The organism is Delftia sp. UME58, assembly GCF_014170385.1.
GTDB classification, from domain to species: domain Bacteria; phylum Pseudomonadota; class Gammaproteobacteria; order Burkholderiales; family Burkholderiaceae_C; genus Comamonas; species Comamonas acidovorans.
Window position 1 is genome coordinate 1 of record NZ_LZZV01000004.1, and the last position, 22870, is coordinate 22870.

21 protein-coding genes are annotated in these 22870 nt (G+C 63.3%); all 21 read right to left on the bottom strand.

Going from position 1 to position 22870, the window contains the following annotated elements; all coding sequences use genetic code 11:
* Window positions 1-717: 717 nt before the first annotated feature.
* Window positions 718-1638, bottom strand: a complete 921-nt coding sequence (locus A9976_RS00590; RefSeq protein ID WP_183017369.1) for a hypothetical protein — start codon at window positions 1636-1638, stop codon at window positions 718-720.
* Window positions 1639-1721: 83 nt separating this feature from the next.
* Complete coding sequence (locus A9976_RS00595; RefSeq protein ID WP_183017370.1) at window positions 1722-2657, bottom strand: hypothetical protein; 936 nt, start codon at window positions 2655-2657, stop codon at window positions 1722-1724.
* Window positions 2654-7786, bottom strand: a complete 5133-nt coding sequence (locus A9976_RS00600; protein WP_183017371.1) for a phage tail length tape measure family protein — start codon at window positions 7784-7786, stop codon at window positions 2654-2656. The genes A9976_RS00595 and A9976_RS00600 overlap by 4 nt, the downstream gene beginning before the upstream one ends.
* A 2-nt stretch (window positions 7787-7788) precedes the next feature.
* Window positions 7789-8157: a DUF1799 domain-containing protein gene (locus A9976_RS00605; protein WP_183017372.1), complete on the bottom strand. Its 369-nt coding sequence runs from the start codon at window positions 8155-8157 to the stop codon at window positions 7789-7791.
* A gap of 68 nt (window positions 8158-8225) precedes the next feature.
* Entirely contained in the window at window positions 8226-8546 is a 321-nt protein-coding gene (locus tag A9976_RS00610) for a hypothetical protein (RefSeq protein WP_183017373.1), read from the bottom strand.
* An 80-nt stretch (window positions 8547-8626) separates the two neighbouring features.
* The gene (locus A9976_RS00615; RefSeq protein WP_183017374.1) at window positions 8627-9559 is read right to left on the bottom strand and encodes a phage tail tube protein; all 933 of its coding nucleotides are present in this window, start codon (window positions 9557-9559) and stop codon (window positions 8627-8629) included.
* A gap of 38 nt (window positions 9560-9597) precedes the next feature.
* Window positions 9598-9780: a hypothetical protein gene (locus tag A9976_RS00620; RefSeq protein WP_183017375.1), complete on the bottom strand. Its 183-nt coding sequence runs from the start codon at window positions 9778-9780 to the stop codon at window positions 9598-9600.
* The gene (locus A9976_RS00625) at window positions 9777-10169 is read right to left on the bottom strand and encodes a hypothetical protein (RefSeq protein ID WP_183017376.1); all 393 of its coding nucleotides are present in this window, start codon (window positions 10167-10169) and stop codon (window positions 9777-9779) included. Before A9976_RS00625 ends, A9976_RS00620 begins: the two co-directional genes overlap by 4 nt.
* The gene (locus A9976_RS00630; protein WP_183017377.1) at window positions 10166-10798 is read right to left on the bottom strand and encodes an HK97-gp10 family putative phage morphogenesis protein; all 633 of its coding nucleotides are present in this window, start codon (window positions 10796-10798) and stop codon (window positions 10166-10168) included. Before A9976_RS00630 ends, A9976_RS00625 begins: the two co-directional genes overlap by 4 nt.
* Window positions 10791-11138 (bottom strand): head-tail adaptor protein, encoded by a 348-nt coding sequence (locus A9976_RS00635; protein WP_183017378.1) that lies wholly within the window; start codon window positions 11136-11138, stop codon window positions 10791-10793. The genes A9976_RS00630 and A9976_RS00635 overlap by 8 nt, the downstream gene beginning before the upstream one ends.
* A gap of 10 nt (window positions 11139-11148) precedes the next feature.
* Window positions 11149-11694, bottom strand: a complete 546-nt coding sequence (locus A9976_RS00640) for a hypothetical protein (RefSeq protein ID WP_183017379.1) — start codon at window positions 11692-11694, stop codon at window positions 11149-11151.
* 2 nt (window positions 11695-11696) lie between these two features.
* The gene (locus tag A9976_RS00645; protein WP_183017380.1) at window positions 11697-12062 is read right to left on the bottom strand and encodes a hypothetical protein; all 366 of its coding nucleotides are present in this window, start codon (window positions 12060-12062) and stop codon (window positions 11697-11699) included.
* A 50-nt stretch (window positions 12063-12112) separates the two neighbouring features.
* Window positions 12113-13426, bottom strand: a complete 1314-nt coding sequence (locus tag A9976_RS00650; RefSeq protein ID WP_183017381.1) for a phage major capsid protein — start codon at window positions 13424-13426, stop codon at window positions 12113-12115.
* Between the two features lie 68 nt (window positions 13427-13494).
* Window positions 13495-14448 carry a S49 family peptidase gene (locus tag A9976_RS00655; protein ID WP_183017382.1) on the bottom strand — a complete coding sequence of 318 codons (954 nt, stop codon included), beginning with the start codon at window positions 14446-14448 and terminating at the stop codon, window positions 13495-13497.
* On the bottom strand, window positions 14445-15617 hold the full coding sequence (locus A9976_RS00660; protein WP_259649057.1) for a phage portal protein: 1173 nt from the start codon (window positions 15615-15617) through the stop codon (window positions 14445-14447). The genes A9976_RS00655 and A9976_RS00660 overlap by 4 nt, the downstream gene beginning before the upstream one ends.
* A gap of 105 nt (window positions 15618-15722) precedes the next feature.
* The gene (locus tag A9976_RS00665) at window positions 15723-15938 is read right to left on the bottom strand and encodes a hypothetical protein (protein ID WP_220808445.1); all 216 of its coding nucleotides are present in this window, start codon (window positions 15936-15938) and stop codon (window positions 15723-15725) included.
* Window positions 15935-17734 (bottom strand): terminase large subunit, encoded by a 1800-nt coding sequence (locus A9976_RS00670; RefSeq protein WP_183017384.1) that lies wholly within the window; start codon window positions 17732-17734, stop codon window positions 15935-15937. Before A9976_RS00670 ends, A9976_RS00665 begins: the two co-directional genes overlap by 4 nt.
* Window positions 17700-18224 (bottom strand): P27 family phage terminase small subunit, encoded by a 525-nt coding sequence (locus A9976_RS00675; RefSeq protein WP_183017385.1) that lies wholly within the window; start codon window positions 18222-18224, stop codon window positions 17700-17702. Before A9976_RS00675 ends, A9976_RS00670 begins: the two co-directional genes overlap by 35 nt.
* Window positions 18225-18904: 680 nt before the next feature.
* On the bottom strand, window positions 18905-19342 hold the full coding sequence (locus A9976_RS00680; protein WP_034368378.1) for a hypothetical protein: 438 nt from the start codon (window positions 19340-19342) through the stop codon (window positions 18905-18907).
* Window positions 19343-19344: 2 nt separating this feature from the next.
* On the bottom strand, window positions 19345-19698 hold the full coding sequence (locus tag A9976_RS00685; protein WP_183017386.1) for a hypothetical protein: 354 nt from the start codon (window positions 19696-19698) through the stop codon (window positions 19345-19347).
* A gap of 381 nt (window positions 19699-20079) precedes the next feature.
* The gene (locus A9976_RS00690) at window positions 20080-22809 is read right to left on the bottom strand and encodes a VapE domain-containing protein (RefSeq protein ID WP_183017387.1); all 2730 of its coding nucleotides are present in this window, start codon (window positions 22807-22809) and stop codon (window positions 20080-20082) included.
* Window positions 22810-22870 lie beyond the last annotated feature (61 nt).

Below are 22870 nucleotides of genomic sequence, written 5' to 3' on the forward strand. Positions count from 1 at the left end.
CCTGACCGCCGTTTGACCCTCCACCACCGCCACCACCGTTGCCGCCGCTCGATCCTGAAGAACCGCCTGCGCCTCCGTAGAAACTGATGCCCCAGTCACCATTGCCGGCATCAAAGAATGCACCGCTACCCGAGCCAATCGCACTGCGACCATTCGGCATGGCGCCGCCCCCTGTAACTCCGTTGGACGGCCCGCCAGTACCCCCGCCGCCGCTTCCAGCCACGCTATCTGAGGTTGTCGCGTTTCCGCCTTGAGCAAGGATGTCAACACCCGCACCGCCGGTAGGAGCACCGCTTACAGCGCCTGGCTTGACGGACGCTGCACCAAAGTCCCAATCGACTGGCAAGCTTGGCCCGTTGGGTACTGCAGCAGGGCTGGAAGCCACAATTCCACCGGGTCCTCCCGGCGCTGTGTATGTGACACCCCCGACTGTGACCGTAGTGGCCCCACCGGCTGAGCCAGGTCCACTTGCAACGCCCCCAGCCCCTCCTGCGCCAATGCTGACCACGACAGAGTCACCCTTGTTGATCCGGATGAGCTTGGCTCCCCATGCCCCCGAATACCCGCCAGTGCAGCTGCGACCACCACCACCGCCCGCCCCCATGGCCCGCACCGTCAGCAAGCCATCTGCCGGCGCCGTCCATGTGCGACTCGTAAACACTGGCACCGCATGTCGCGGCCCCAGCTGTGATGAGCCATTAAAAATCCTGTTGTAGTTCATGCCCAGTTTCCTCCTGCCCCTGTCACATCGAATTCCCCACCGCGCGGAATGCGCATGGGCGCATCCGGCACCATGTCGCGCACCGTATTGCCCCGCCAGTCCACGTTGAACAGACCAGGGCTGGCATTCGTCACCTTGACCCGGCCCAAGGCAGCGGCGGGCATCGTCAGCGTGATGCCCGCCACCGTCACGATGTAGTGCACCCCGGCGACCGCCGTTGTGTTTGCCGTGACGATCTGCACTGCCAGGCCCGCCGCACCCTTTGCAGCAACGCCGATCACCCAATCTGCTTTGGCCGCCGGACCGGAGAATTGATCCACCCCCAGAACAAGGGCGCCGGTGCTCGGGTCGTAGCTCTGCACATAGCCGCTCATGCTCGTGCCGGTATCGCTGGTGGACGTGGCCACCAGGTACATGCCCAGCACAAAAGAGCGCGACGGCTCCATTGCAAAAGCCTTGGCCCCTGCCCCCGGTATCACGCTGGTCGAGCTGGTGCCCTTGAATTGCGCCGAGGCAAAAACCTCGGCCTGGTCGCGGTAGGCCAGCGTCTCGGCGCGAGCCTCAACCACCTCGGCCAGCAGGCCCACCGTGGTGTCTCGCGCCTGCTGAGACAGCACGCGCGCATCGTCTGCAAGCCTGGCTTGCGCGGCAGCAGAGATATCGCTGTCAGCAGCAGCGCCGGCGGACTCTGCAGATGCATTGGCAGAGGCCGCAGAATTGCGGGAGAACCCGTCCGCTGCGCCTGCACTGTCAGCTGCAGCATCACGCGCGGCTTCGGTGGCCTCTTGCGCGTCGATTGCCCCGCCAGCAGCATCGACCGCCTGTTGCGCGTTGTGCTGCACGTTGTCGGCGAGTGCATTGATTTCAGAGACGAAGGGGCCGGGCCCACCCATATGGGTGCCGAAGGTATAGGCCATGCCGTTGTATTCACCAGTCGCCCTACGGGCAAGCGATGGAAACTCAGGAATGGGCGTCAATTTCGCGGCTGGTTGTATTGCCATCAAATATTTCCTTTAACAGTCAAATTCAGCGAAGCCTGTCCAAAGTTGTCAGCCCGCATCGAACCGGACACAAACCCCAAAGTATTGAGATAGCCATACCGGGGGATGCCGGTTGCCTCAAATGGCACTGCAATATTCAGAATCTCCCCAAGCACGGCATCTGCATACATGGCCTGGTCTGACGAGAGAACCACGCGGCAGGTAACATCGCGCGCGGCCTCTCTGGGCATCTGCTTATATTTCCCGTCCTCTCCGTATTGTCGGTACGTATAGGACTTGCGCTGAGCTTCGGCCCCGTACTCGGCACCACCAAAATCAGCATCACCTATCAGCATTCGCCAATCACCCACTTTGATATCCCCAACAGCAACCGCACCATCACCAGGCGAGCTAATGGTTACAGTGACTTCCGCGTTGGGCGAAATCGGGATTTCATCCAGACTTATTTTTTCCAGAGCGGGCAGTGGAGAAAAAAGCAATTCCCAAAAGCCAGCGGCCTGCGCAAAAAGGTCGCCATGCTTTTCACGGATAATTTCACCGACTGGTCCCTCTCTGACAACAAGGGAATAGTTGGCGCCCACGGGGCCATATACGCTGATCCCATTGATAAACCCCGGAGTCAGCACAAACGTCAGCTCACCTTTGCCGCGCGCTTTCGTTGCAGAGTAGTCGTCAAAAGGGGCCATCCGATCAGATGGCCCCTCTCTCAACCAGTAGCCGGGATCTGCATCTGGAAGCTGCGTGCGGCCGGAGTGCGCCCGCACACAGGACCAGACCGAGCCCTTGTAAACACGCAGGTCGTCAATGGCATAGTTCGCACTTGCCACCCAAGCGACCTCCCCGTTTTCAAGGTTTGGCTCAGGCACCGAAGTGCCCGCAGCAACCATCGCAGCGGTGATGTTGATGGGCACCATCACCCTCGCGGACGGATTCATGCCATCTCCCTTCTAATTGCCAGTGCCAAGGCTTTCGCCAATGCATCCACGTTCATGATTTCTGAGCGCATGGCGTTTCCGCCCTCTGTCACATCGTCGGTAGATCCCGCCAGTGCAGCGACTTCATCACCGACAACGCCCATCTTCTGACCCAGCTGATCCACACCAACAATGAGCCGTTCAAGCAGTCCATCCGTCCGGGACGAATATCTTTCATCGGTCTGAGCGGCATTGGAATTGCGGGCATAGGAACCAAGAATTCCATAACCACCCAACCAGGGATTGAAAGCCTTCGGAATGATTGCTTCATCCTTATGGATTTTTGCAACCATGTCGTAGGGCACACGATTGGTGCCAACGTCATAGGAGGGCATTCGCTGATTTGCAAGCCATGTCTCCCAATCGGATTGCTTCAGCCCTGATAGCTCCGCAAGGTCTTGAGGTGTTGCGTTGACACGCTGCGCCCACGAATAAAGACCGGCAGCATCCCCCGTGCCATCAAAAGAGTGATAGCCATCTTTCAGATCGTTCAATCGCTTGACACGATCATCAGCCGTCACCGGCGCGTAATATGCCGATCCATCCGGGTTTGTGTAAACGTGCTTGTACTCAGAATCGGGATTTCCATTCCCTCCATGCAAATTACTCCCAGATCCTGGCGTGACATCAGAGCCCAGCCCCCCGCCCTTGCCCGGCTGATTTCCCGTGCCTGCAGGCTTTTCGGGGAACAGCCGTGATTCCAGCTTTTTGATGGCTGCTTCAACGGACAGATTCGCATCGATCTGCTTATCCACCCCCTCAAGCAGATCACGCCAGTAGGCGAGCGTTTTATCAAGGCGATCAATCTGCTCTTGCGAGTTCTTGAACAACCGTTCCTCAACGCTGAGCTGCTCATCCCCGAGGTCTGCCAGGTCAGCCAATTGGCCAGCCAGCACCAGGGCGTCACGCTCCCTTTCAAACTGCGTCGCATACACGCCGGCGGAAATCCCACCCCTGGCCGCCGCGATGGCTTCGCTCAGCTCTGTATAGCTGGACAGCTGCTTGCCGTTGCGCACCCCGGCCAGAGCGCTTTCCACATAGACCATGCCCTGCGCAGCCACCCATTGGGCGGACGCATCAGACATGCCCTGCAGATCTCTCGCATTCGAGCGCAGCGAGGCAATCGAGCCTGACAGCGCCTGTATGGCCTCCTGAGACGATGACGCGATGGCACTCCAGTAATCCCGCTCGCGGCTGACCGCTGCCTCAAAGTTCGCGCGGGCCTTGGCGTCCGCAGCCTTGGCGTCCTCCAGCGCCCAGATGCGTTCTTGCAAAGCCCGGTTGCTGGGATCCAGCGCCTCCAGCTCGCGGCGGCGCAGCTCGGCGGTGTCGCCGTTCAGTTCAAGCCAACGGCGCTCCAGATCCATCTGCTTGTCGCGGGCAGCGATTTCGGCGCGCAACGCTTCGTTGTAGTCCCACGCGGCGCGCTCGGCCTCGCTCATGCCCTCGGTCGCAAGCCTGCGCAGTGCCTCACGGTATTTGTCCGTCTGCCCCGTTGCACGCAGGTACTCGGCTTCGAGCTTCGAGCGGTCATCCTTGAGCCCATCCAGCACACGGCCTGCAGCGTCAGCGACCTCGCCAAACATCTGTGCCAGGGGCAGCAGCTTGGCGAGCAGCTCCACGTCGCCGGCGGCCATCGCCGCTTCGACCAACTTGCGGAACTGCTCTTTCGCAGCCTGACCCTGGCGCGGATCAATCTCCAGCTTCAGATCCTTCAGCGACTTGTCCAGCACCTTCGCGGCGTTCTCAACCCGTTCGCTTTCCGAATAGAAGCCGGTGTAGAAGGCATCCATACCTGCAATCAGGTTCTCGATGCCATCCATGTCCTTGATCAGCTTCGCAATGGCTTTGTCGCCCAACTCACCGAAGTTGGTGATGTTGCGGGTCCAGCCCTCAATAGCCGAGGCCGTGAGCTGCACCTTTTGCAGCATCGCGTTGAAGCTCTCCAGGGTGATGTCGTCGCCCAGCTCCTCGAAAGAGTCCCGCATCCAGGCCGGGATGTCGGCCTTTTTCAGCTCGCCGATGAGGGCGCCGCCCATGTCGGCCACGAACTGCGCCCAGGCCTTTTCCGGATCATTCCCAAGACCTCCATCCCGCTTGGTGTAGCTGGTCAGGACTTCGCCAGTGATCTTGTCGATCAGCTTGAAGTAGCCGTAGGAATCTTCATCGCCATACTTGGGATTGCTTGCGAACCCCGCAACGATGTCGATATCGCGTGCACTGTCACCAGCGTACTTAGCCAAGGACTTATAGACATCGGACAGGGCCTCAACCGTCGTGCCGAGCTGCTTGCCAAGATCCTTGTTGCCGCGCTTGGTCAAATCGTCATACCAATCACCGGCCGCACGCCCAAACAGCATTTCTGCCGCCTTGTCGTTATCCGCGCCCGTGGTGCTGTATGCCGCCCCGACGTGATTTGCCCCACGCGACCCGAACATCCCGCCCTTGAGCAGAGAGAAGATTGCAACAGCCCCTGCAATCCAAGGCAGCGCAGTAGTGAGCGCGGCACCGAAGCTGCTACCAACCCCAGCCCAGCCGCCATTGCCGGCAATGAGAGCACCCATTGCATCACCTCCGGCCAAGCCCACAGCATTCGCGCCCGCCAGACTCGCCGCAGAAGCACCAGGCATGAAACCGAACATCGCTTGCGCACCGGCACCCCATGTGCCAAGGTTGTTGACCACCCCCATTGCTGCACCACCGGACTTAGCCTCTCCCACATTCAGGCCAAGGGCACCGGCCGCACCATTCATGGCCATCTTTACGGTTGCCATGATCAATGGCCTGAAAACCAGCGTGCGCGCCAGATTCTTAAGGTAGTCGCCAAATGATCGGCCGCCGGCCATGAGTTGGTCGGTCAAGCTCTGGCCGATCTGCTCGACCCCCTTTTCCCATTCGCTGACACTCGCGGCGGCGGCTTGCGCCGACGCATCACGGGACTCCTTCATGGACGTGAGGCCCAGGCGCTCGCGCAGCAGTTCGATCTCCTGCTGCAGGGCGATCTGCTCACGGGTCATCGTGCCGGTCAGGGCGGCCGCACGCTCCATCTCGGCAAGCTGCTGCTCTTTGACCAGGATGATTGCCAGTTGCCGCTGCGTGAGGATCTGGGACTGTTGCTCAGCGTTGAGGCCGATCAGCTCGATTTCTTCACGCAGCGTCTTGTTGCTCTCCAGCAGGCTGGAGACGGTCTGCTCTGCAGCGGCAGCGATGGCGACGCGGCGAGTGCGCTCCAGATCCGCAATGCGCAGAAATTCCTTTTGGGCAGCGTTCTCTTTTTCCAACGCAGCCAGGCTGTCTATCTTCGCCAGCACATTGGCCCGTTGCGCATCGCTCAGCCCCTTGAGCGAGTCCTTGAGGTCCTCATTGAACTTGATGCGGATCTTGTCGGACTCGGCCAGCTTTTCACCGCTCGTCAGCTCTTGCTGCTGCTCGCTGGTTTTTTCAGCAATGGACTGCAGGAGGTTGTCATAGGCCGTCTGCAGCTGCTTGGCCGACTGCGCGCCGGCCTTGGCGCCAGCGTCCTGCCTGGCATAGGTCTCCTCGATCTGGCGCTGCATTTCAGGCGTGAAGGCAGCCCCCAGCTTTCGCTTCCACTCCTCGATTTCAAGCGCTGCCTTCTGGGCGGCCGTGCCGTATTTGCGAATCCAGTCCTCCGACTGCCCCAGTGCCTGCCCGGTGCTGGCGGCTGCGGTAGAGACACCGCTGACCGATTCGGCAAGGTCATCCGCAGCGTTGGCTGTCGTGGCCGCAGCGGCGTTGCGGGCCGCGACCACCTTGTCCAACTCCTCGCCAATCGCGCTGAGCTGACGGGCATAGTTCGCATTGCCCGGGTCCAGCTCAACGAGCTGCTGCATTTGCTCGCGCTGGCTGCGCAGCCATTTTTCCCGGCCCTCGGCAGCCCGCTCCATGGCAAGCGCCTGACGCTCCGTATCGTGCGCAAGCACGACAGCGCCACCCACAGCGGCGCCCACGCCCAGCAAGGCAAGGCCGGCCGGATTGGCAGCCATGACAGCCGTCAGCGCCCCAAAGGCGGCAGCAAGCTTTCCAACCGCGCCGGCCACGCCACCGATGCCCCCAATGGCCGCCGCCACTTGCATGGCACCAGCCGCAGTAGCTGCACCGGCGATCATGCCCAGGGCCATCCCAATTTCGCCCTTGTACTCGGCCACGGCCTGGCCCAGCTTGACGATGCCCGCCATGCTGCTGGCGGCAAAGCTGCCCACGTCCACCAGGCCGCCAATCAGCGTCTGCAAGCCGTTGCGGACGTCATCGCTGTTGAGCGTGCTGTTGAGCCCCTCAACGCTATCGCGCAGGCCTGGCAGGCTTGCACTGTCCGCCGTCATGAGGCTGTTGATGGTGTTGCTGACCGCTGTCAGCGAGCCGCCCAGCGTGTCACGCGCCGCCTTGGCCGCGCCGCCGTAGCTCGACTCCAGGGCCTGTAGGATGATGTCCTGCGCCTTGGCCGTCTGGCCCGTGCGCTCGAATTGCTTGACCAGCTCTTTCTGTGCGTCGGTGAAGCGAAAGCCCTGCTTTGACAGCGCAGTGAGGCCCTCGCTGGGCACGTCCAGCGCCTTGCCGATGGTCTCGGCCGAGGCCGTGACTTCGTAGCCCATGCGCTCGGACATGTCGATCACGGCCTGCATGGCGCGCGGGAACTGCTCGCCCACCACCCCCGCATAGCTGAGCATGCGGGTCTGGGCCTGGTTGATCTGACCGGCACTGAAAGTGCTGGTCTTCTCCATGGAATCAGCCATGGCGTTGAGCCGCTCAATGCTCCAGCCAGCGGCGCTGCCAGTGGACTTGATCGCCGCCGCGAGCTGGGTCTGTTCCTTCTCGGCGTCGATGGTTTCCTGCTTGATCTTGGCGATGGCCGAGGTAATCCCCACCACACTGACGGCGCCGCCGATGGCCGCCAGGATGGAGCCCTTGAGGCTGTCCATACGCGCCGACACGCCGGCGGCCATGTTGTCGTATGCGTCCTGCACACGCTTGGCGTGCTGCTTGACGTCCTGCTCCGAGGACTGCAGCCCCTGGCTGAACTGCGCATACTCCAGCGCGAGCTTGACGACCAGAGAACCCAATGCCGACATAGCTAGCCCTCCTCTTGTTCTCGAATTTCATTGAGCGCCGCCAAGCCGGCGCGCTCCATCAACATCAGCCCCTGCATGACGCCGCGCCGCTTTCGCACAGGCATGAACAGCTCAAGCCAAGCGGTCACGCCGGCATAGTTCAGGCCTGTGCGCACCGGCATGCCTGCGCCCCCTAAAACACTGACGGGCGGAGGAAGCCAGTTCCATTGGGTTTCCACGGCACCCCAGGCCTGCACCGTGGCCCAGTTCTCGCGGTACACCCCGAACTCTTCGGGGGGCCGCTCGACGGCCGCGCGCTGCTCGGCAATGGCCTGCGCCACGCGCTCGATGTCTTGCGCCGGCGCACCCATCGCGCGCATGGCCTCCAGCATGGATTCCTGCGGCGCGAAGGGATCGACAGCCTGCGGGCGTATGCCCGCCCACCAGCGCGCGGCCTCGATCAGTTTTTTTCTTTGGCGCCCGCGTTGGTGCGCAGATAGGTGATGGCCGTTTCACGGACGGCAGCGGGGATCTGCAGGAACGCGGCCTTGTTCTCGGGCGTGAATTCCACGGGCTTGCGCTGCAGGTCCACCATGTCCCAGCCCACCAGGACTTCATCCACGACCTCGCCGAACGGCTTGTTGTGCAGCTCCTGGCGGCGCTCCTCTGCCGTGCGCTTGAAAACGGCGGTGAAGGACTCTTCGCGCCACAGGCCGCTTTCGGTCTTGGTCTGGATCTTGACGGTTTCCTTGAAGGTTTCCGAGGGAGTGAGGTTGAACATGGATTGACTCCTGACGAGATGAAACTAAAAAAGAAAAAGGCCGCATAGAGCGGCCTCGGGTGAGGGGAAACAGGGACTGGTCAGCGCACGATCAGCACCAATTCGTCATCGCCGACGATGGGCACCAGGTCGAAGGGCAAGGCCATCATTGCCACGCCCTGGTCATCGCTGAGCGTGAACGGGCCGGGCTGGATGTTGGGCATCTGCAGCTCCACGATGTTGCCGGGGTCCACGCCGTGGATGATCACGGCCGGGCCGCGCTCGCTGTTGCGCACGATCTCGGTCCAGTCCTTTGTCGTGACCTTCGGAAACTCCATGGTGATGGAGCCCGTGGGCTGGCGGTCGGGGCTTGCCGCGCCGGCGCAGTTGATCAGCTCGCGCCAGTTCAACTGATTGGCCAGGTTGACCGAAAACGCGCTGGTGCAGGCGCTATGCCCGAAGATGGTGAGCGTGGGCGTGTTGGTCTTGCCAACGACCTTGGGCTGCATGAACTTCGAGTAATCCACGCCCGTGGGCATGGCGCCCTCCTCCGGCTTGGAGTAAGCGCCCAGGAACTCGAATTTCATGACGGGGATGCCCTTGGGATTCAGTTCGAAGCTGACCGTACCCTTGGCGTCCACGATCTTAAACAGCGTGCCATCCAGATAGCCATACAGCGTCAGCAGCGGCTCACCGCCGCTCACCAGCGTGTACTGCACGTCGGTGCCGGCCGTGACGGTCTCCGCGAAGCCGCAGGCCTGCAGCAGGTCGCCATAGGCAGGCGCCACGCCTGGCGTGCCGCTGCCGGCGATTTCCACTTCGCACGTCAGCTTGCGATGCTCGCCGGACGTGAGCTTGCCGCTGTTGCCCTTGTACGGGCGGATCAGATCGCGCGCCACCTGCTCGGCCGTAATGGGCTCGGGCATCAGCGCCCGGCACAGGATGGCATTGGCCGCCGCCGTGGGCGTGGCCGCAGCGCCTGCCGCCGTCTGGACCATCGCCAGCAGCAGCATCTGTTTCATGGACTTTGCCATGGGAATTCCTTTCAGAGGTTGAGGGATGGAGCCGGGGCTCAGGGTTGCGGCACGCGCAGGCCGGTCGCAGGGTCGCGCACGTAGCGGCCCGCCTTGCCGTGGAACGCATCCCGGGGCGGCAGCGCGGTGGCCTGGTGGTGCGCGGGCTTGGCCGGCTTGGTGTTCTGCGGGGCCGGTGCAGACGTGTGCACTGCCTCGTCCTTGTCTTTCTTTGCCGTCATGGCGTGTCCTTTGCTGTGATGAATCGGGGCGTGCGCAAGCGCACGATCAAGGCGCGGGCGTAGACCTGAGGGTCATCCTCATAGTCCGCGTCCTCGCAGCCCACTTCCCATTGGTAGTGCTCCATGGCCTCGACAGCCGCGCGCACGCTGCCGCCGCCGCTGGTCGGCAGCAGGGTGTCCAGCTCGGCCGCGCTGCGGCTGAGCACGATCACCGTGGCGTCGTGGGCGTCATAGCCGCCGCCGGCGCACCATCCGGGTTCCGGTGCCGTCTCGACGCTGAAAACAGCCGCTGGCCAGGTCGGGTCTGCAGGAAGCTCTTTCCACCATGTGTCCAGCGCCGTTTCCAGCACAGGCTGCAAGCGCTGGTGAATGCTTGGAGCTGCCGTCATGTGCCTCCCTTCTTTCGTTCGCTAGCCAGGTAACGATTCAGCGCCCGTTCCATGGCCGTGATCGCGTTGTCTCGCTCCTGTTGCAGCGCGGGTTCGATGAACGGTTTGCGGCCGACCACGCCCTGCGAGGCAGCACGCCGGCGCGCACGCAGACTTGAGGCCTCGTACTTGCGCGAGCGCACCACCACGCGGCCATTGCGCAGTCGCTGGGTGTATGTCGTGGTGCCGGACTTGACCGATGCGGGGACCACACGGCGGCCGGTCTCGACCCAGCGCCAGTAGAACGGGTCGTTGTCGCGCCGCACCTTGATGCGACCCCGGCTCACGACCAGGCGCTTTTGCCCCTTGGCCTGTACGCGCTTGGTCTGGTCGCGGCCGTGACGCACACCGATGTGATACTGCGCGGTCCCGTCCGGGGCGTTGTGCTCGCGCTTGATTGCGATGTTCTCGACCATGGCGCCGCTGATCACCGAGCCGTTTGCCTTGGCAATCGCTTTGGCGCGCTCCGTGATCACCTTGCCCCCGGCTACCACCATGCGCCGCGAGACCTTCAATGCCATGTCCTCGCGGACTTCCCGAAACGCTGCGGTCAGGTCGGGCACGCCTGTGACATCGGGTTTGTCAGCCATCGCGCACCCCCGTTTCGCAGGTCAGGATCAGCGTCTCATGGCGATCCGCCAGATCTTTGACATGTCGAATCTGGTAGTACAGACCGCGACTGACCACGCGCATGCCAGCCTTGATGCCGTCGCGCCAACGCAGCGTAAACACCTCCGCAGACACAGGCACCTCACCCCCTGCCGCCTTGGTGGCGGGGCGCAATGTGCCCGAATCACTGGTGTGCCCGGCATAGATGCCATCGGTCGGTGTGACCGGAGTCCATGCCCGAACAATGCCGCCTGAGCCGTCTTTGCCCTGCTGGAGAGCCTCGATCACGATAAGGCGCCTGAGCCTTCCTGATTGCAGCATGGGCCACCTTTCAGAATCGGGGCGGCACGGCGATCTCCGCCAGCATGCTGCCCAGGAATTTCAAGGGAAGTTCGGAAACAATGGTTCCGGTCACCAGGGCTTCCCGCTGTTGATACAGCGTCCCCGCCTGCAGCAGCAGCCAGGTGCGTACCGATGGGTATGCGTCAAGATCGACCCCGGCCACGTACTCGATGCGCAGACGACCAGGCGGCCGGCCGCCCACGAAAACGACGCGGCCGACACGCTGGTCCACCTCCAGCTCGAAGCCCTCAACCGGGATCGGATCTGCACCCGCGCGCAGCACGGTCACGCTGCTGACGGAACGCACCTGGCCGACATCCAGCGCATTGCCCAAACGGTCTTGCGACCAGTCTTCGACATACTCCGCCGTACGGATGGCCGCCCCGGTTTCCGCCTCGCACATCTGCGTCACGCCCGGCACGATGATGTTTTCAACCAGCGAGCGCTGCAGGTCATCGATGTGCTCGCGGCACCATTGCGCGACCTCGGCCGCAGACAGCACGGGATCGCCTGCGTAACGCTTGCGCCGGGCCATGGTCAGGGCCGGTCAGCGTTGAGGTTGCCCGCAGCGCCCGCGCCCAGCCCCGCCTCTGCGCTGGCAGCAGCAGTTGCCGCCGCTGCAGAAGCAGCCGGAGTACCGTCAGCACCGCTTTCCCCGTCCGCCGTTTGCGCCGCGTCACGCGCTGCGGACTTGCCACCACCACGGCCCGCCGCGCCGCGTGCACCCCGCCCGCTGGTTACGGCACCGCTCGCAGTGCCCGATTTCTCGGCCACGTCACCCGCTTCCAGGCGGTCCGCCTGGTCCGCCGGAAATGCTGCGGTTTCGCCCGGGTTGTAGCCGCGCCAGTGCTTCAGGAACACCACCGCAACAATCTCTTGTTTGCCTGCTTCTTGCTTGCTCATCGCCTTGTCCTTTCGATTGGTTGCGCCCCGGCGCCTGCCGGGGCGTCATCTCACATGCCCGCGCCCCACTTCACCTTGGCGCCGACCGCAACGGACTCGACATGGCGCACGCCGAAATCGTTGTGCGCGATCACACGCACCAGGGTCTGATCGCGCTGGAAGGCGGACACCATGTTTCCGCCCGCGTCCTTGTAGGAGGCCTCGGTGCTGTAGGCGATGGACAGCTGCCCCGTTTCGCCGATGTAGCAATCGGAGAAGTCCACGAAGTAGATTTCCGACTCATCGCCGCCGGCGCCCAGGTTCACCGGGATCTGTGTGGACAGGCCGAAGCGGTAGCCCTTGAGCTGGCCCTGATCGATCTCGGGATAGGCCTTGTTGCCGTTGCCGTCGCGCAGCGACTGGAGCCAGCGGATGGTGCGCGGATGCATCAGCCAGCCGCAGTTGGCCATCGCGGCATTGGCGGCTTCCAGGCGCAGCATCAGGCCGCCCAGGAACAGGTCGATGGCCTTGAGGTCCGGATCGACGGGCGCGTCCACCACATTGCCCGGCAGCGCCCAGTAGCGCAGGCCTTTGGGCAGCAGGGCACTGCCCGCCGAGCGGATGTAGTGCAGATCCTCGGCCAGGCCGGTGCTGATCAGCAGGTCATTGGCGACGATGCTGTCCACGCGCGGATTGATGCCAGCGAACGACAGCAGGTCATTGCTGATCGGCACCAGGGCGCCCATCTTCTTGGCCTGCAGCTTCATGTCCGCGAAGGTCATGTCGGTCACCGGGATATCGGTTTCAGTGCCGATGTAGCCCACCACCGTGGAGTCCTTGATGCGCGGCAGCGTCATGTTGCCGTTGACCAGGGGCAGGCTGACCGCCCCCATGGACCGCACGACAGAGCGAGGGCGCAGCGCCTCGATCACCGAGGCGGCCATGTTGGCGGGGATCAGCACACCACCCGCGCCCGGGGTGACCGTGCTCAGGGTCTGCACGATGTCTTGCCCGAAACCGCCCTCTTGCGCCATCTGGGCCGCATGCTGCTGGTTGCCGCCAGCAGCGGCCAGCAGGCGCGCCACCTGGGCGACGGACGCGCCCGGCGGGGCGTTGTCGGTAACGGAGACGTGGGCGCCGGCAGGCGGGCCGTTGATGCCGCGCGCGCTTTCGTTGACGGGCACCGCCGCCGCAGCATTGAGGCGCTCGGCGGATTCGGCGCGTGCAATCTTGGCGGACAGCTCGCCGATTTGGGTTTCCAGCGATGTGAACTGCTGCAGCTCTTCTGCAGACAGTTGCTCGCCGGCGGCATCCTTCTTTGCGAGGGCCTGCAGCGTTTCATTGAGCTGGGCGCGTTCGCTACGCAGTTGGGTCACAAGGGACATGGTTTTGCTTCCTAAAGAGCAATGAAAAAAGCCCGCCGAGGCGGGCCGGAAAACTGCCGCGAACGCGGTCAGATCTGGGCTTGCAGATGGGCTGCAGCAGCACGCACAGCCAGCCGGCCAGGCGCGGGGCGATTGGCGCGGCTTTCGGCCACGGCGCGGGTGATACCGTCCAGGGCATCTGTGGGGGTCTGCAGCCGGTCGGCGAGGCCTGCGGAGATAGCGGCCTGGCCACGGTAGAGACCAGCCTCAGTGGCGCGCACGACAGAGGCGCTCAGGCCCCGATACTCGGCCACGGCATTCACGAACATGTCATAGCCTTCGTTGACCAGTTCCTGCAGGAACTTCATGGACTGTTCTGTCAGCGGCTCATGCGGCGACAGGTCGTTTTTATGCGCGCCTGCATACACGGTTGTGACCTTGATCCCTTCGCGCTCCAGCATGGCCGAGCGGTCCATGTGCTTGGCGATCACTCCGATGCTGCCCACGCCGCTGGTGCGGCTTACCACCAGTTCGGTGCACGCCGCGCCGATCAGGTAGCCGCCGCTGTAGGCCGAGAAATTGACCAGGCCGATGATTTGCTTTTGCAAAGCCATGGACCGCAGATCCGCCGCCAGCTCAAAGGCGCCGGTGGCAGCGCCCCCCGGGCTGTCGATGTCCAGCACGATGCGCTCGACCAGGGGATCAGCGACCGCCTGGCGCAGCTGGCTGCGCAGATCCTCGTAGCTGGTCATGGTCTCGCAGACATTGAGGTGCGCCGCACGGCTGACCAGCAGCCCATGGACCGGGATCACCTGCACGCCCGTGGCCTGCAGGTTGGCACGGCGCCGCTCTTCTTCGCGGGCAATGCGCGACTCGTAGTCGTCATCGTCGTGCCACATGCGGGGCTCTGCCACCGGGGCCATGTTGATGATGTTCAGGCTCATCACCTGATTGGCCCAGCGCACCGCCATGTCCATGGCATCCGGGGTAGTGAGCAGCGGCTGATTGAACAGTAGGCCCGCTGCGCGAAGATAGCTTTTCATTGGATCAGGAGCCTTTCGATTTCTTGCCGCTGGATCTCCAGCTGGGCCCGCACTGCGGGATTCTTCGGATCGGGCGCCGCAGCACCCGCCGCAACCATGTTGAGCGGCTGCAGGTAGGTATCGCCCCCGGCCACGGGCGGCAGGTTCTCCAGGCGCCGGATGTCGTTGACAGAGAGCCAGCCCCATTGCCGCCCGATGGCATAGGCCTCATAGCGGCTCTTTTGATCGCCCCGCATGAGGCCCGACAGGTTGAATTCGATGAAGTAGCGCGGCCGCTCATCGTCCAGCAGAAAGTCGCGCATCATGGCCTGTTCATGCCGCTTGGCCCAGGGCAACAGTGCGAACACCACGAAGTGAATCAGCAGCTGCTCAATCGTGTTGTAGTTGGCCTTGTCCAGGTCGTTGACCATGGGCAGCGGCACCTTGTAGATGCGCGCGGCATCCACGCCCGACAGCTTCAGGATGGCCGCCACGTCCGCGTCCACATTGCTCATGGACACCGGCTTGAACGTCATGCCCTCCTGCAGCAGCGCCACTTTCCTGGCGTTGTCCACGCCGCTGAATTTGCTGCCCCACTGGTTCACGATGGAGTCAATGGTCCCCTGCTCCTTGATCGCGGCCACTTCCTTCGGCCGCTCGATCACCCCTGACAGCGTGACGCCATTGGCAAACGACTTGCCGGTGTACTGGCGCACCGCTTGGGCGAGGCCAATGGAGTCGGCGTGCAGCTCAATTGGGGACAGCCCGACATAGCCATTGTGGGAATGCCATCGAACGTGATGGACCAGGCGCATAGGCAGAGGATCGGACACGCCAGCCACCTGGTAATACGGCAGCATGTCAGGCCCCTTGAGCACGGTCACCTTTGCCGTATCCAGGGGCCACAGCTGCGCCACCTGGCCGTCCCGCCCACGCTCAATGAACGTGTACGAATTGCCGCGCAGGCCTGCGGACATCTGCGACAGCTCCACCCGGTCATACGGTGTCTGGAACGGGTTGGGCGTGTAGCGCAGCACCTGATACAGCGGATGGCTGCTCGCCGACTCGCGTTGCCCGCCGCCCTTGCGCTCGTAGAGTTCAAGCGGCAGTTGCGCCAGGCTTTCGGCCAGCAGCGTGACGCAGTTCTGAATGATCGGCAGGGCCAGCGCAGATTCTGGCGTCACACGCATGCCAGAGCTGCTGCGAGCGGCCCCGATCAGTCCACGCCAAAAGCCGCTGGAGCCGCTAGACACCAGGCCCTCATTGGCGCCAACCAAGGAAGAAAAGAACATGTCTTACCCCTCCCCGCGTGCAGCCGCAAGCGCAGCCACGCCAGATGCGGCGCGGTCAACACGCCAGGCGTAGGCGACAAGGGCGACGCCCGCCACCACCATGGCAGATGGTGGATGCATGCGCCAAATGCCCGCCACCACCAAGCCGAAGCCCAGCAGGCCGCACAGCAGCGACAGCAGCACCAGTGCCACCCGAAAACTCGGCAGCTGAAACTTCATATCTTTATCCCCTTGTCATAGACGGACGGGCCGCCCAACTTGCGACCCTTGCCGCTGATGCCACAGGCCATGATTGAGGCAACAACGCCGTCAATCCGGCCCACGGACTTGGCTTTGTCCACCTTGCGGTTATTCGCCGGGTCATGGGTCAACACCGCATTGGCGGCGTTCCATGTCAGCACCGGGTTGCCGTCATGGCGCAGTTGCTCCACTTCGGCGAGCAGCTCGGCCGGCTCGTCTGCACTTCCCGAATCCACAGGCGCACCCAGCAGCCGGCGTTCAAACTCATCGACGGCCGGCCCGAAAGACTCATACCCCTGACCGAAGCCAACCAGGGGCGGCAGCGTTATCCCGTGCTCGGCCATCAGCTGAATCACATCTTCGATACGCCAGCGGTCGAACGCGATGCGCTCCAGCCCCGTGAAATAGGCGCTGATGGCCTGCAGGCGCCGCAGCACAAACAACCGGCTCACCGCTCTGCCTGGCGTGGTCTCCAGCCAGCGCTCGGCAATCCACTGCCGGTAGGGCACCTTGTCGCGCTTCTCCCGTTCGTCCAGGTCGTGATCTGGAATCCAGAAGTACGGCATCAGCCGCCAATAAGGATCTTCCAGCGTCGGAAAGAACAGCATAACGAAGGCCGTCAGGTCGGTCGTACTGGACAGGTCCAGCGCGCCCACCGCCTTGCGATGTCGCAGCAGCTGCAGCGGCACCTTCCCCTCGGCCGCCGCCCATATCTCCCAGTCGAGCCATGGCGATTCGGCCTGCGTCCATACACAGAAATTGAGGCGCAAGACCTTGGCCAACTTCGCCGGCATGCCTCGCGCGTTCTGCACCTGGGCACGCAGATACTGATAGCCCGGGATGCCCTCGCGCTGCCCTGCCAGGCGAAAGCGCAGCGACGGGTTGACCTTCGGCCAGCACCGTTCATCGTTGATCGGGTCATCGCCCTTGTCCAGCGAGCAGATGAAGCCAAAGAAATGGTCATCCTGTGCACGCCCGGTGCACACGTCTGCACCGTAGTCGTGGTACTGGCCGCACGGCGTCGTCTTGTCGCTGCCGCTGTTGGTGATCATCACCACCATGGCACGCCGGCGGCTTTTCATGCCGGCCACCATCATGTCAATCACCGTCGCCGTCTTGTGCTCGTGCACCTCATCGATCAGCCCGACATGCGGACGCGGGCCGGACTGCCCTTCATCTGCAGAGATACATTTAAAGAAACTGTTCGTCTCCGCATAGAAGAGGTTCCAAACCTTCTCATCACGGCCCGACTGCACCAGGCGCGATTGCAAATGCGGCGACTGGTTGACCATCGCCACGGCATCGCGGAACAGGATCTGTGCCTGGTCTTTCTTGGTCGCGGCAGCGTAGATCTCGGCGCGCTGTTCTTTGTCGGCCGTCAGGCCGTACAACCCGATTCCGGCGACAAGCGGGCTTTTGCCCGACCCCTTGCCGGTCTCGATGTAGACAACGCGGAAGCGCCGGTAGCCGTCCGCCGTATACCACCCGTACAGACTGCCAACGATGAACGCCTGCCACGGGGCCAGCAGGAAAGGCCTGCCTTCGTATTCGCCACCGTTGAGCTTGAGCACATCCTCGAAGAATCCGATGGCTCGGTCTGCTGCAGCCTGATCCCACACCAGGCCACGCTTGTGCCCCTGCTTCAGATCCTGCAGATGGCGCTTGCACGCGGCCCGCACATACGGCCCCGCAATGATTCGCCCCTGCAGCACCCGGCGGGCGAACTTCTTCACCCGGCAGTCAGAAGTAGCGAGCGGCAGCGTCCTTTTCGTCATTGCCGAACAACTCCCCTTGCGGCGCCGCTTGGGCCTTCATGTTTCGTCGCGCCAGGGGCGACATACCGAACAACGCGCCGGCGGCGTTTGCCCGCTTCTCGGCATCGTTGGCGAGTTGCCGCCACACGCTGATTTGCTTGGCGCCCGTCGCATAAGTCTGCACATCGCCCGCCTCGGCCTGCTCTGCATTCTTCTTGACGATCAGCGCACGAAAGCGCCGCCAGTCGGCCACCGCCTCGCAGTAGGACGAAAGCGCCATGACATCGATACGGTGCACCCAGCCCAGCAGCAGCAAGTCGGGCATCACGCGCTTCCACTCTTCCCGCGCTTCCAGCGTGAGCACCTCGGGCATGTCAGGCTCGCTGGCGGAAACAGTGTTGGCCTCCTGCTCGCGCAGCAGAGCAGCCGCGTCTTTTTTTCCGGGATTGCCACCCGCCAGATGCAGGAACGGCGGTTTTGCACTGCGCCCGGAATTGGCGTTTCCAGCCATTGGGGTGCCTCCTGTCGTATACCCCCCTCCCCATATTTCCCGCATTTTGCGTACGGAGAGGAACGGTCGGTCTCTTGCTAAAAAGGGCGAAAGTTTTTCACCCCCCTACCCCCTCGGAGCAGGTTTTGGGCCGGATCGGGCCAAAAACGCCGAAATCGTCGATGCGGCGGGCCGATTCCACGGGTGACGCGGGTCCAGCGGGCGACCATCTGGCCCGCAACCGGCGACACGCCCGGACTTCTCAAGGCGCTGCTTGTCCGAGTCGTGGCACAGCTTGCACAGCGGCTGCCAGTTGGACCGGCTCCAGAAAAGCCGCTGCGCTTCGCCCATGCGCTCCGGGTCTCCAGATTCCCGGGCTTCAGCAAGGCGAGGCGCAACGATGTGATCCACGACCTGGGCCGGGATCGACTCGCCACGCTTTCCGTGCTCAGCACACAGCGGGTGATCCCGCAAGAACTGGTCCCGAGCAGCGCGCCAGGCGGCACCGTAGCCACGCGACGAAGCTGAGCCTCGCCGCTCATCGTGGTCCTGGCGGCTGATGGCTCGGCGGGTCTCCGGCGTCATAGATACTCCGAGGGGGACAAAAAGAAAACCCCACCAGGCTCGCGCTTGGCAGGGTTGGACTTGGGTCAGTGGGTTGGGACACCTTCCACAAGTTGCCTGAAATGTACCAGGACTCTCTATGACGTAAAACTATCCGGGCGCGGCTTGACCGCCCAGAGCTGGGCCAGCTTTCGCTCCCGCTCCTGCACCATTGCCACCAACCATTCATCAATGGCGCGGTCTGCGGCCTCAAGCTGCGCATGCACGGTAGACGGTGCCCTGCCTATCCTTCTGGCCGTGCCCTGCACCCCCAGGTCCCGCAGGTAGATCAGCTCAAGGGTCTGATGCAGATGCGGCTTGCTGGGCTTGAGGGACTGGACCGCCTTGTCTGTCTCCTCTGCCTCAAGGTGCAGGACGGGGATCACTGACTCGCGCAGCTTGGGCCGCTGCTCGGCACTCGCCATCCAGGCAGCGAGCATGTTTTGCGATGGAAAACCTAGACCGTGCCCGTCGCGCCGCGCCCGCCACAAGGCCCAGTTGTCCAGCCGCTGTTTGATCCGCTCAATGCGCGCCATGGTCAATCCTCCCGGGGCAGAGGTCCGAGCAGGCAGACAAAGGCGGGGCGCGCCATCTGCTGCAGCAGCTTCGCAGGTGCGTCCAAACTCGCCCACGCGACGAAGGGCGTGCCAGCCAGTTGCGGGCCTTCCATCGCCCAAAAGCAGTTGGGCCGACCCGCCAGGCCCATCCGCACCAAGCCCCAGATCCTTTTGTCTGCAGCCGCCGCTTTGCAGATGTGCCCATAGACCCCGGGCATGTTGCTCTTGATGATCTGCTGCCCCTGCTCGATACGGCGCCTGTCCTCTGCTGTCCACTGCTGCCCATCCGGCTTGCTTGCCGGCCCTGCTGATCCTGCTTGTGTCCGAGTGTCCATACTGTCCATCCCAACCTATAGAGATAACGGGTAACCGCCCGAATCCGCGCGAGCGCGCCCGCGCCCCTGCTCGCCAGCCTGTGCCCGCCCGCCGCTGCACAAGCCCGGCCACCCGCCCAACCGCACAGACAATGCAGCGGCTGCAACCCCAGGGAATGGGGAAGTGGTGGCCGATGGTGTCCATAGCAAAACCTTGGACACCCTGGACACTTGGACACTCAGGTCATGGGCGAAGGGCAGGCCATCCCCGCCACCGCTCCGCATCGGGGCCGAATAGCGACCACCGGCCCAGCACTGGGCACGCTGCAGCGAATCACGCCTCCAGCAGCGCATGCGGTGCGGCGCGTTTCAGGCGCTGCCCACATCGAAAAGGGTTGAAGATCAGAACGGCTCATGGACATCCCAGGGCGCCGGCTCAGCAGCAGGCGAAGGCGGCACAGGAGGAGCCAGGTAGACAGCGGGCACAACGGGCGCCGCAGGAGCTGACTCATCAGCTGGCGCGGGCGTGTCCAGACCGCTGGGGCGGTCCTCTGGGGGCCAGTTGCGCGGCCGCGCGAAGCCCCAGGCACGCACGCCATGGACCTGCTTTTTCACACGCTCCCAGCCCTCATGTTTGAGCCAGCCCGTGATCTGTGTCTGCAAGCCGGGCGGCGCCTTGGCGGCATCCACAGCCAGGGCCTGCACCAATTGAGACATGGTCACGAAGTCCGTTGCGTGATTGACCAGCGCGCCGATACCTGCAGGCTGTGACGGCCGAGTCAGCACATGCAGCAGTTCGCTTTCGACCGCCGTCTCTACCAGGCGGCTGTCCTGCATCGGCTTGAACAACCGCTCCTCCTGCTCGGGCGAAGGAATGTAAGCCTCGCCCTGCAGGTACAACGCGAAGGCCTCGGCCAGCAGTTGCTCGCGCTTTTCGGCAACCCAATCCGTATTGATGCGATGGCGCACAGGCACAGGCCAGAAGCGGCGATTGCCCGTGCGGTCTCGCAGGTAGGTGTCCTCGTTGGTGGTGCCCACCAGCACGCACTGCCGGGGAAAGCTCTCCACCGTGGTTCCATAGGCCACCCGGTAGCGGTCCACCTTCGCAGAGATAAAGGCCTTGATGGCGCCCACCTCGGCCTTGCTGAAGTGCGACAGCTCAGCGATCTCATAGACCCAGATGCCCTGCACCTGCTCTTGCGCCTCCTTGCCGCGCCCCACCTCGAAGGCGGTATCGCTGTAGAACTCGCTGCTGGCCAGCACCTCAACGAGGGTCGATTTGCGCAGTCCGCCGGCACCTTCCAGTACCGGGCAATAGTCGTACTTGCAGCCCGGCTCCATCACCCGATAGACCATGCCCAGCACCCAATACTTGCTCACAAGCCCCAGGTACTCGAACATTGCCGGCCGCAGCGTATCGGGCGTCTCGCCCAAGGCGTGAATCAGCCACTTGCTCAGCCGAGGCTTGCCATCCCAAGTCAGCCCCGCCAGATACTCGCGGATCGGGTGAAAGCGACGCGTGCTCGCCACGGTCAGCAAGCCCTCATCAAGTGCCGCCTTGCTGATGCTGGGCAGTCCGTAGGTGTCGGTCAGCCATTTGCCCAGCAGCAGCGCATCAGCATTACGCACCTCGCCTGCCCGGGCGTAGGGCCACGGCCAAGCCTTGCGGCATTGCACGGTGTTTCGCAGCTCGTCGTACCCCAGCACATCCCGCAGCTCAGGCAACCGCTCAAGACAGGCAATCACCAGCTTGCGCGAAACGTTCCAGCGGGATTTCTCAGCGTCGTAGTAGTACGACATCCATTCGGGGACCATCTTCCCGCCGATGCGCACCATCGGGCCATCATCTTCCAACGGCTCATCAAAGCCAGCGCCGCCACCCTGGGGCGCATCACCACCGCCGCCCGTGCCAACGGGGGTTTTAGCGCCGGGCGCCGGGCCTGCAGCTTCGCCGGCCTGGTCTGCTGCGGCCTCGATAAAAGGCTGCGCCTGGCCGAAGAACCGCAGAACAGCTTCCCCGTCCCATCCGTCCGCTTCAATGGCATCGCGTGCATCCCATCCATCCTTGACATCACCGGGTTTGGGAATGGGCAACATGCTCACTGTGCAGCCGTGCGTATCGCGCAGCAGCTTGCCAATGCCCAACATCGCAGCCATGCCAGGCTGTTTTTGCTCAGGCAGCAAAGGCTTGCCAGACTCCAACGCCTCGCGCGCCGCGTCGTCGCCCTTGACAGACTTGCGCTCAGCCGGAGTCAGCGGCATGTGCTTTGCATCGCAGTCGGGCCACAGCAGCACCGTGTTGCCTGCCAGCCAGCTCCAATCCGCCCGCTTCCAGGCCTTGGAACCTCCCGGCCAGGATGCAACGCAATAGACGCCTGGCGAGATGGCATCCAGCAACTGCTGCAGCACCTCGCCCTTGATCTCGCCCTCGACAAGGATCACTGTCCGCCCCTCGGGCATCCGGTGCGATGGCAGATACAACGGGCGCGGCTCATCCCACTGGCGCCAATGCCATTTGCTGGCCCCGTCCTTGGCCGACAGACAGAACGTGTAGGGCAGCGTGTCCTTGCCGCCATCGCTTGTCAAAAAGCGCGCGACATAGCCATGCAGATCGCCACCCAGGCGGTACTCTGCCGTATGGACAAGATCACTGGCTGTGCGGTGATAGTGCGTGAACGTAGGCGCAGGCGCATAGTCCGGCACAGGCCGCATCGTGCTCCACTCCGATTCCCGCTCGCGCTTTGGCGGTTGTTCGGGCTGCGGGCGCGGATTGGAAACCGGCGCAGACTTGCCCGCGCGAGATCCATATTTCACAAGGCCAGCGACATCTTCAAGCCCCTCCTCCTGCGCCACCTGTATTGCGGCCTTGGCAAGGCCCAGCCCGTGGATCTGCGCATACAAATCCAGCAGATCGCGGCCGCTTTCGCCAGACTGGAAATCGCCCCACATCCCCGTGTTGAGGTTGATGCTGCAACTGCCGCCCTTGCCCCCGGCCAGGCTGGCGCACTTGTACTCATGGCCAACAATCTCGCCCCCTGGCAGCCAGGCCGGCACAAGACGGTCAGCCCCCTTGAGCAACGCATCGGCCAGATCCGCAAATTTGATGGGGGGAAGATCCTCACGATCCTGCATAGACACCCCCTTGCGCGCGCAAAACCACACAAGCCGGCGTCCCAACCACCGGCAGCTTGCT

What these genes read in the sequence shown, in the direction of transcription:
- A9976_RS00670 (WP_183017384.1), bottom strand. Translation starts at nt 17,734, where the DNA reads ATGACGAAAAGGACGCTGCCGCTCGCTACTTCTGACTGCCGGGTGAAG.
- A9976_RS00650 (WP_183017381.1), bottom strand. Translation starts at nt 13,426, where the DNA reads ATGTCCCTTGTGACCCAACTGCGTAGCGAACGCGCCCAGCTCAATGAA.
- A9976_RS00660 (WP_259649057.1), bottom strand. Translation starts at nt 15,617, where the DNA reads ATGCGTGTGACGCCAGAATCTGCGCTGGCCCTGCCGATCATTCAGAAC.
- A9976_RS00675 (WP_183017385.1), bottom strand. Translation starts at nt 18,224, where the DNA reads ATGGCTGGAAACGCCAATTCCGGGCGCAGTGCAAAACCGCCGTTCCTG.
- A9976_RS00605 (WP_183017372.1), bottom strand. Translation starts at nt 8,157, where the DNA reads ATGCTGGAGGCCATGCGCGCGATGGGTGCGCCGGCGCAAGACATCGAG.
- A9976_RS00635 (WP_183017378.1), bottom strand. Translation starts at nt 11,138, where the DNA reads ATGCTGCAATCAGGAAGGCTCAGGCGCCTTATCGTGATCGAGGCTCTC.
- A9976_RS00610 (WP_183017373.1), bottom strand. Translation starts at nt 8,546, where the DNA reads ATGTTCAACCTCACTCCCTCGGAAACCTTCAAGGAAACCGTCAAGATC.
- A9976_RS00690 (WP_183017387.1), bottom strand. Translation starts at nt 22,809, where the DNA reads ATGCAGGATCGTGAGGATCTTCCCCCCATCAAATTTGCGGATCTGGCC.
- A9976_RS00685 (WP_183017386.1), bottom strand. Translation starts at nt 19,698, where the DNA reads ATGGACACTCGGACACAAGCAGGATCAGCAGGGCCGGCAAGCAAGCCG.
- A9976_RS00645 (WP_183017380.1), bottom strand. Translation starts at nt 12,062, where the DNA reads ATGAGCAAGCAAGAAGCAGGCAAACAAGAGATTGTTGCGGTGGTGTTC.
- A9976_RS00680 (WP_034368378.1), bottom strand. Translation starts at nt 19,342, where the DNA reads ATGGCGCGCATTGAGCGGATCAAACAGCGGCTGGACAACTGGGCCTTG.
- A9976_RS00595 (WP_183017370.1), bottom strand. Translation starts at nt 2,657, where the DNA reads ATGAATCCGTCCGCGAGGGTGATGGTGCCCATCAACATCACCGCTGCG.
- A9976_RS00665 (WP_220808445.1), bottom strand. Translation starts at nt 15,938, where the DNA reads ATGAAGTTTCAGCTGCCGAGTTTTCGGGTGGCACTGGTGCTGCTGTCG.
- A9976_RS00625 (WP_183017376.1), bottom strand. Translation starts at nt 10,169, where the DNA reads ATGACGGCAGCTCCAAGCATTCACCAGCGCTTGCAGCCTGTGCTGGAA.
- A9976_RS00640 (WP_183017379.1), bottom strand. Translation starts at nt 11,694, where the DNA reads ATGGCCCGGCGCAAGCGTTACGCAGGCGATCCCGTGCTGTCTGCGGCC.
- A9976_RS00630 (WP_183017377.1), bottom strand. Translation starts at nt 10,798, where the DNA reads ATGGCTGACAAACCCGATGTCACAGGCGTGCCCGACCTGACCGCAGCG.
- A9976_RS00615 (WP_183017374.1), bottom strand. Translation starts at nt 9,559, where the DNA reads ATGGCAAAGTCCATGAAACAGATGCTGCTGCTGGCGATGGTCCAGACG.
- A9976_RS00620 (WP_183017375.1), bottom strand. Translation starts at nt 9,780, where the DNA reads ATGACGGCAAAGAAAGACAAGGACGAGGCAGTGCACACGTCTGCACCG.
- A9976_RS00600 (WP_183017371.1), bottom strand. Translation starts at nt 7,786, where the DNA reads ATGTCGGCATTGGGTTCTCTGGTCGTCAAGCTCGCGCTGGAGTATGCG.
- A9976_RS00655 (WP_183017382.1), bottom strand. Translation starts at nt 14,448, where the DNA reads ATGAAAAGCTATCTTCGCGCAGCGGGCCTACTGTTCAATCAGCCGCTG.
- A9976_RS00590 (WP_183017369.1), bottom strand. Translation starts at nt 1,638, where the DNA reads ATGGCCTATACCTTCGGCACCCATATGGGTGGGCCCGGCCCCTTCGTC.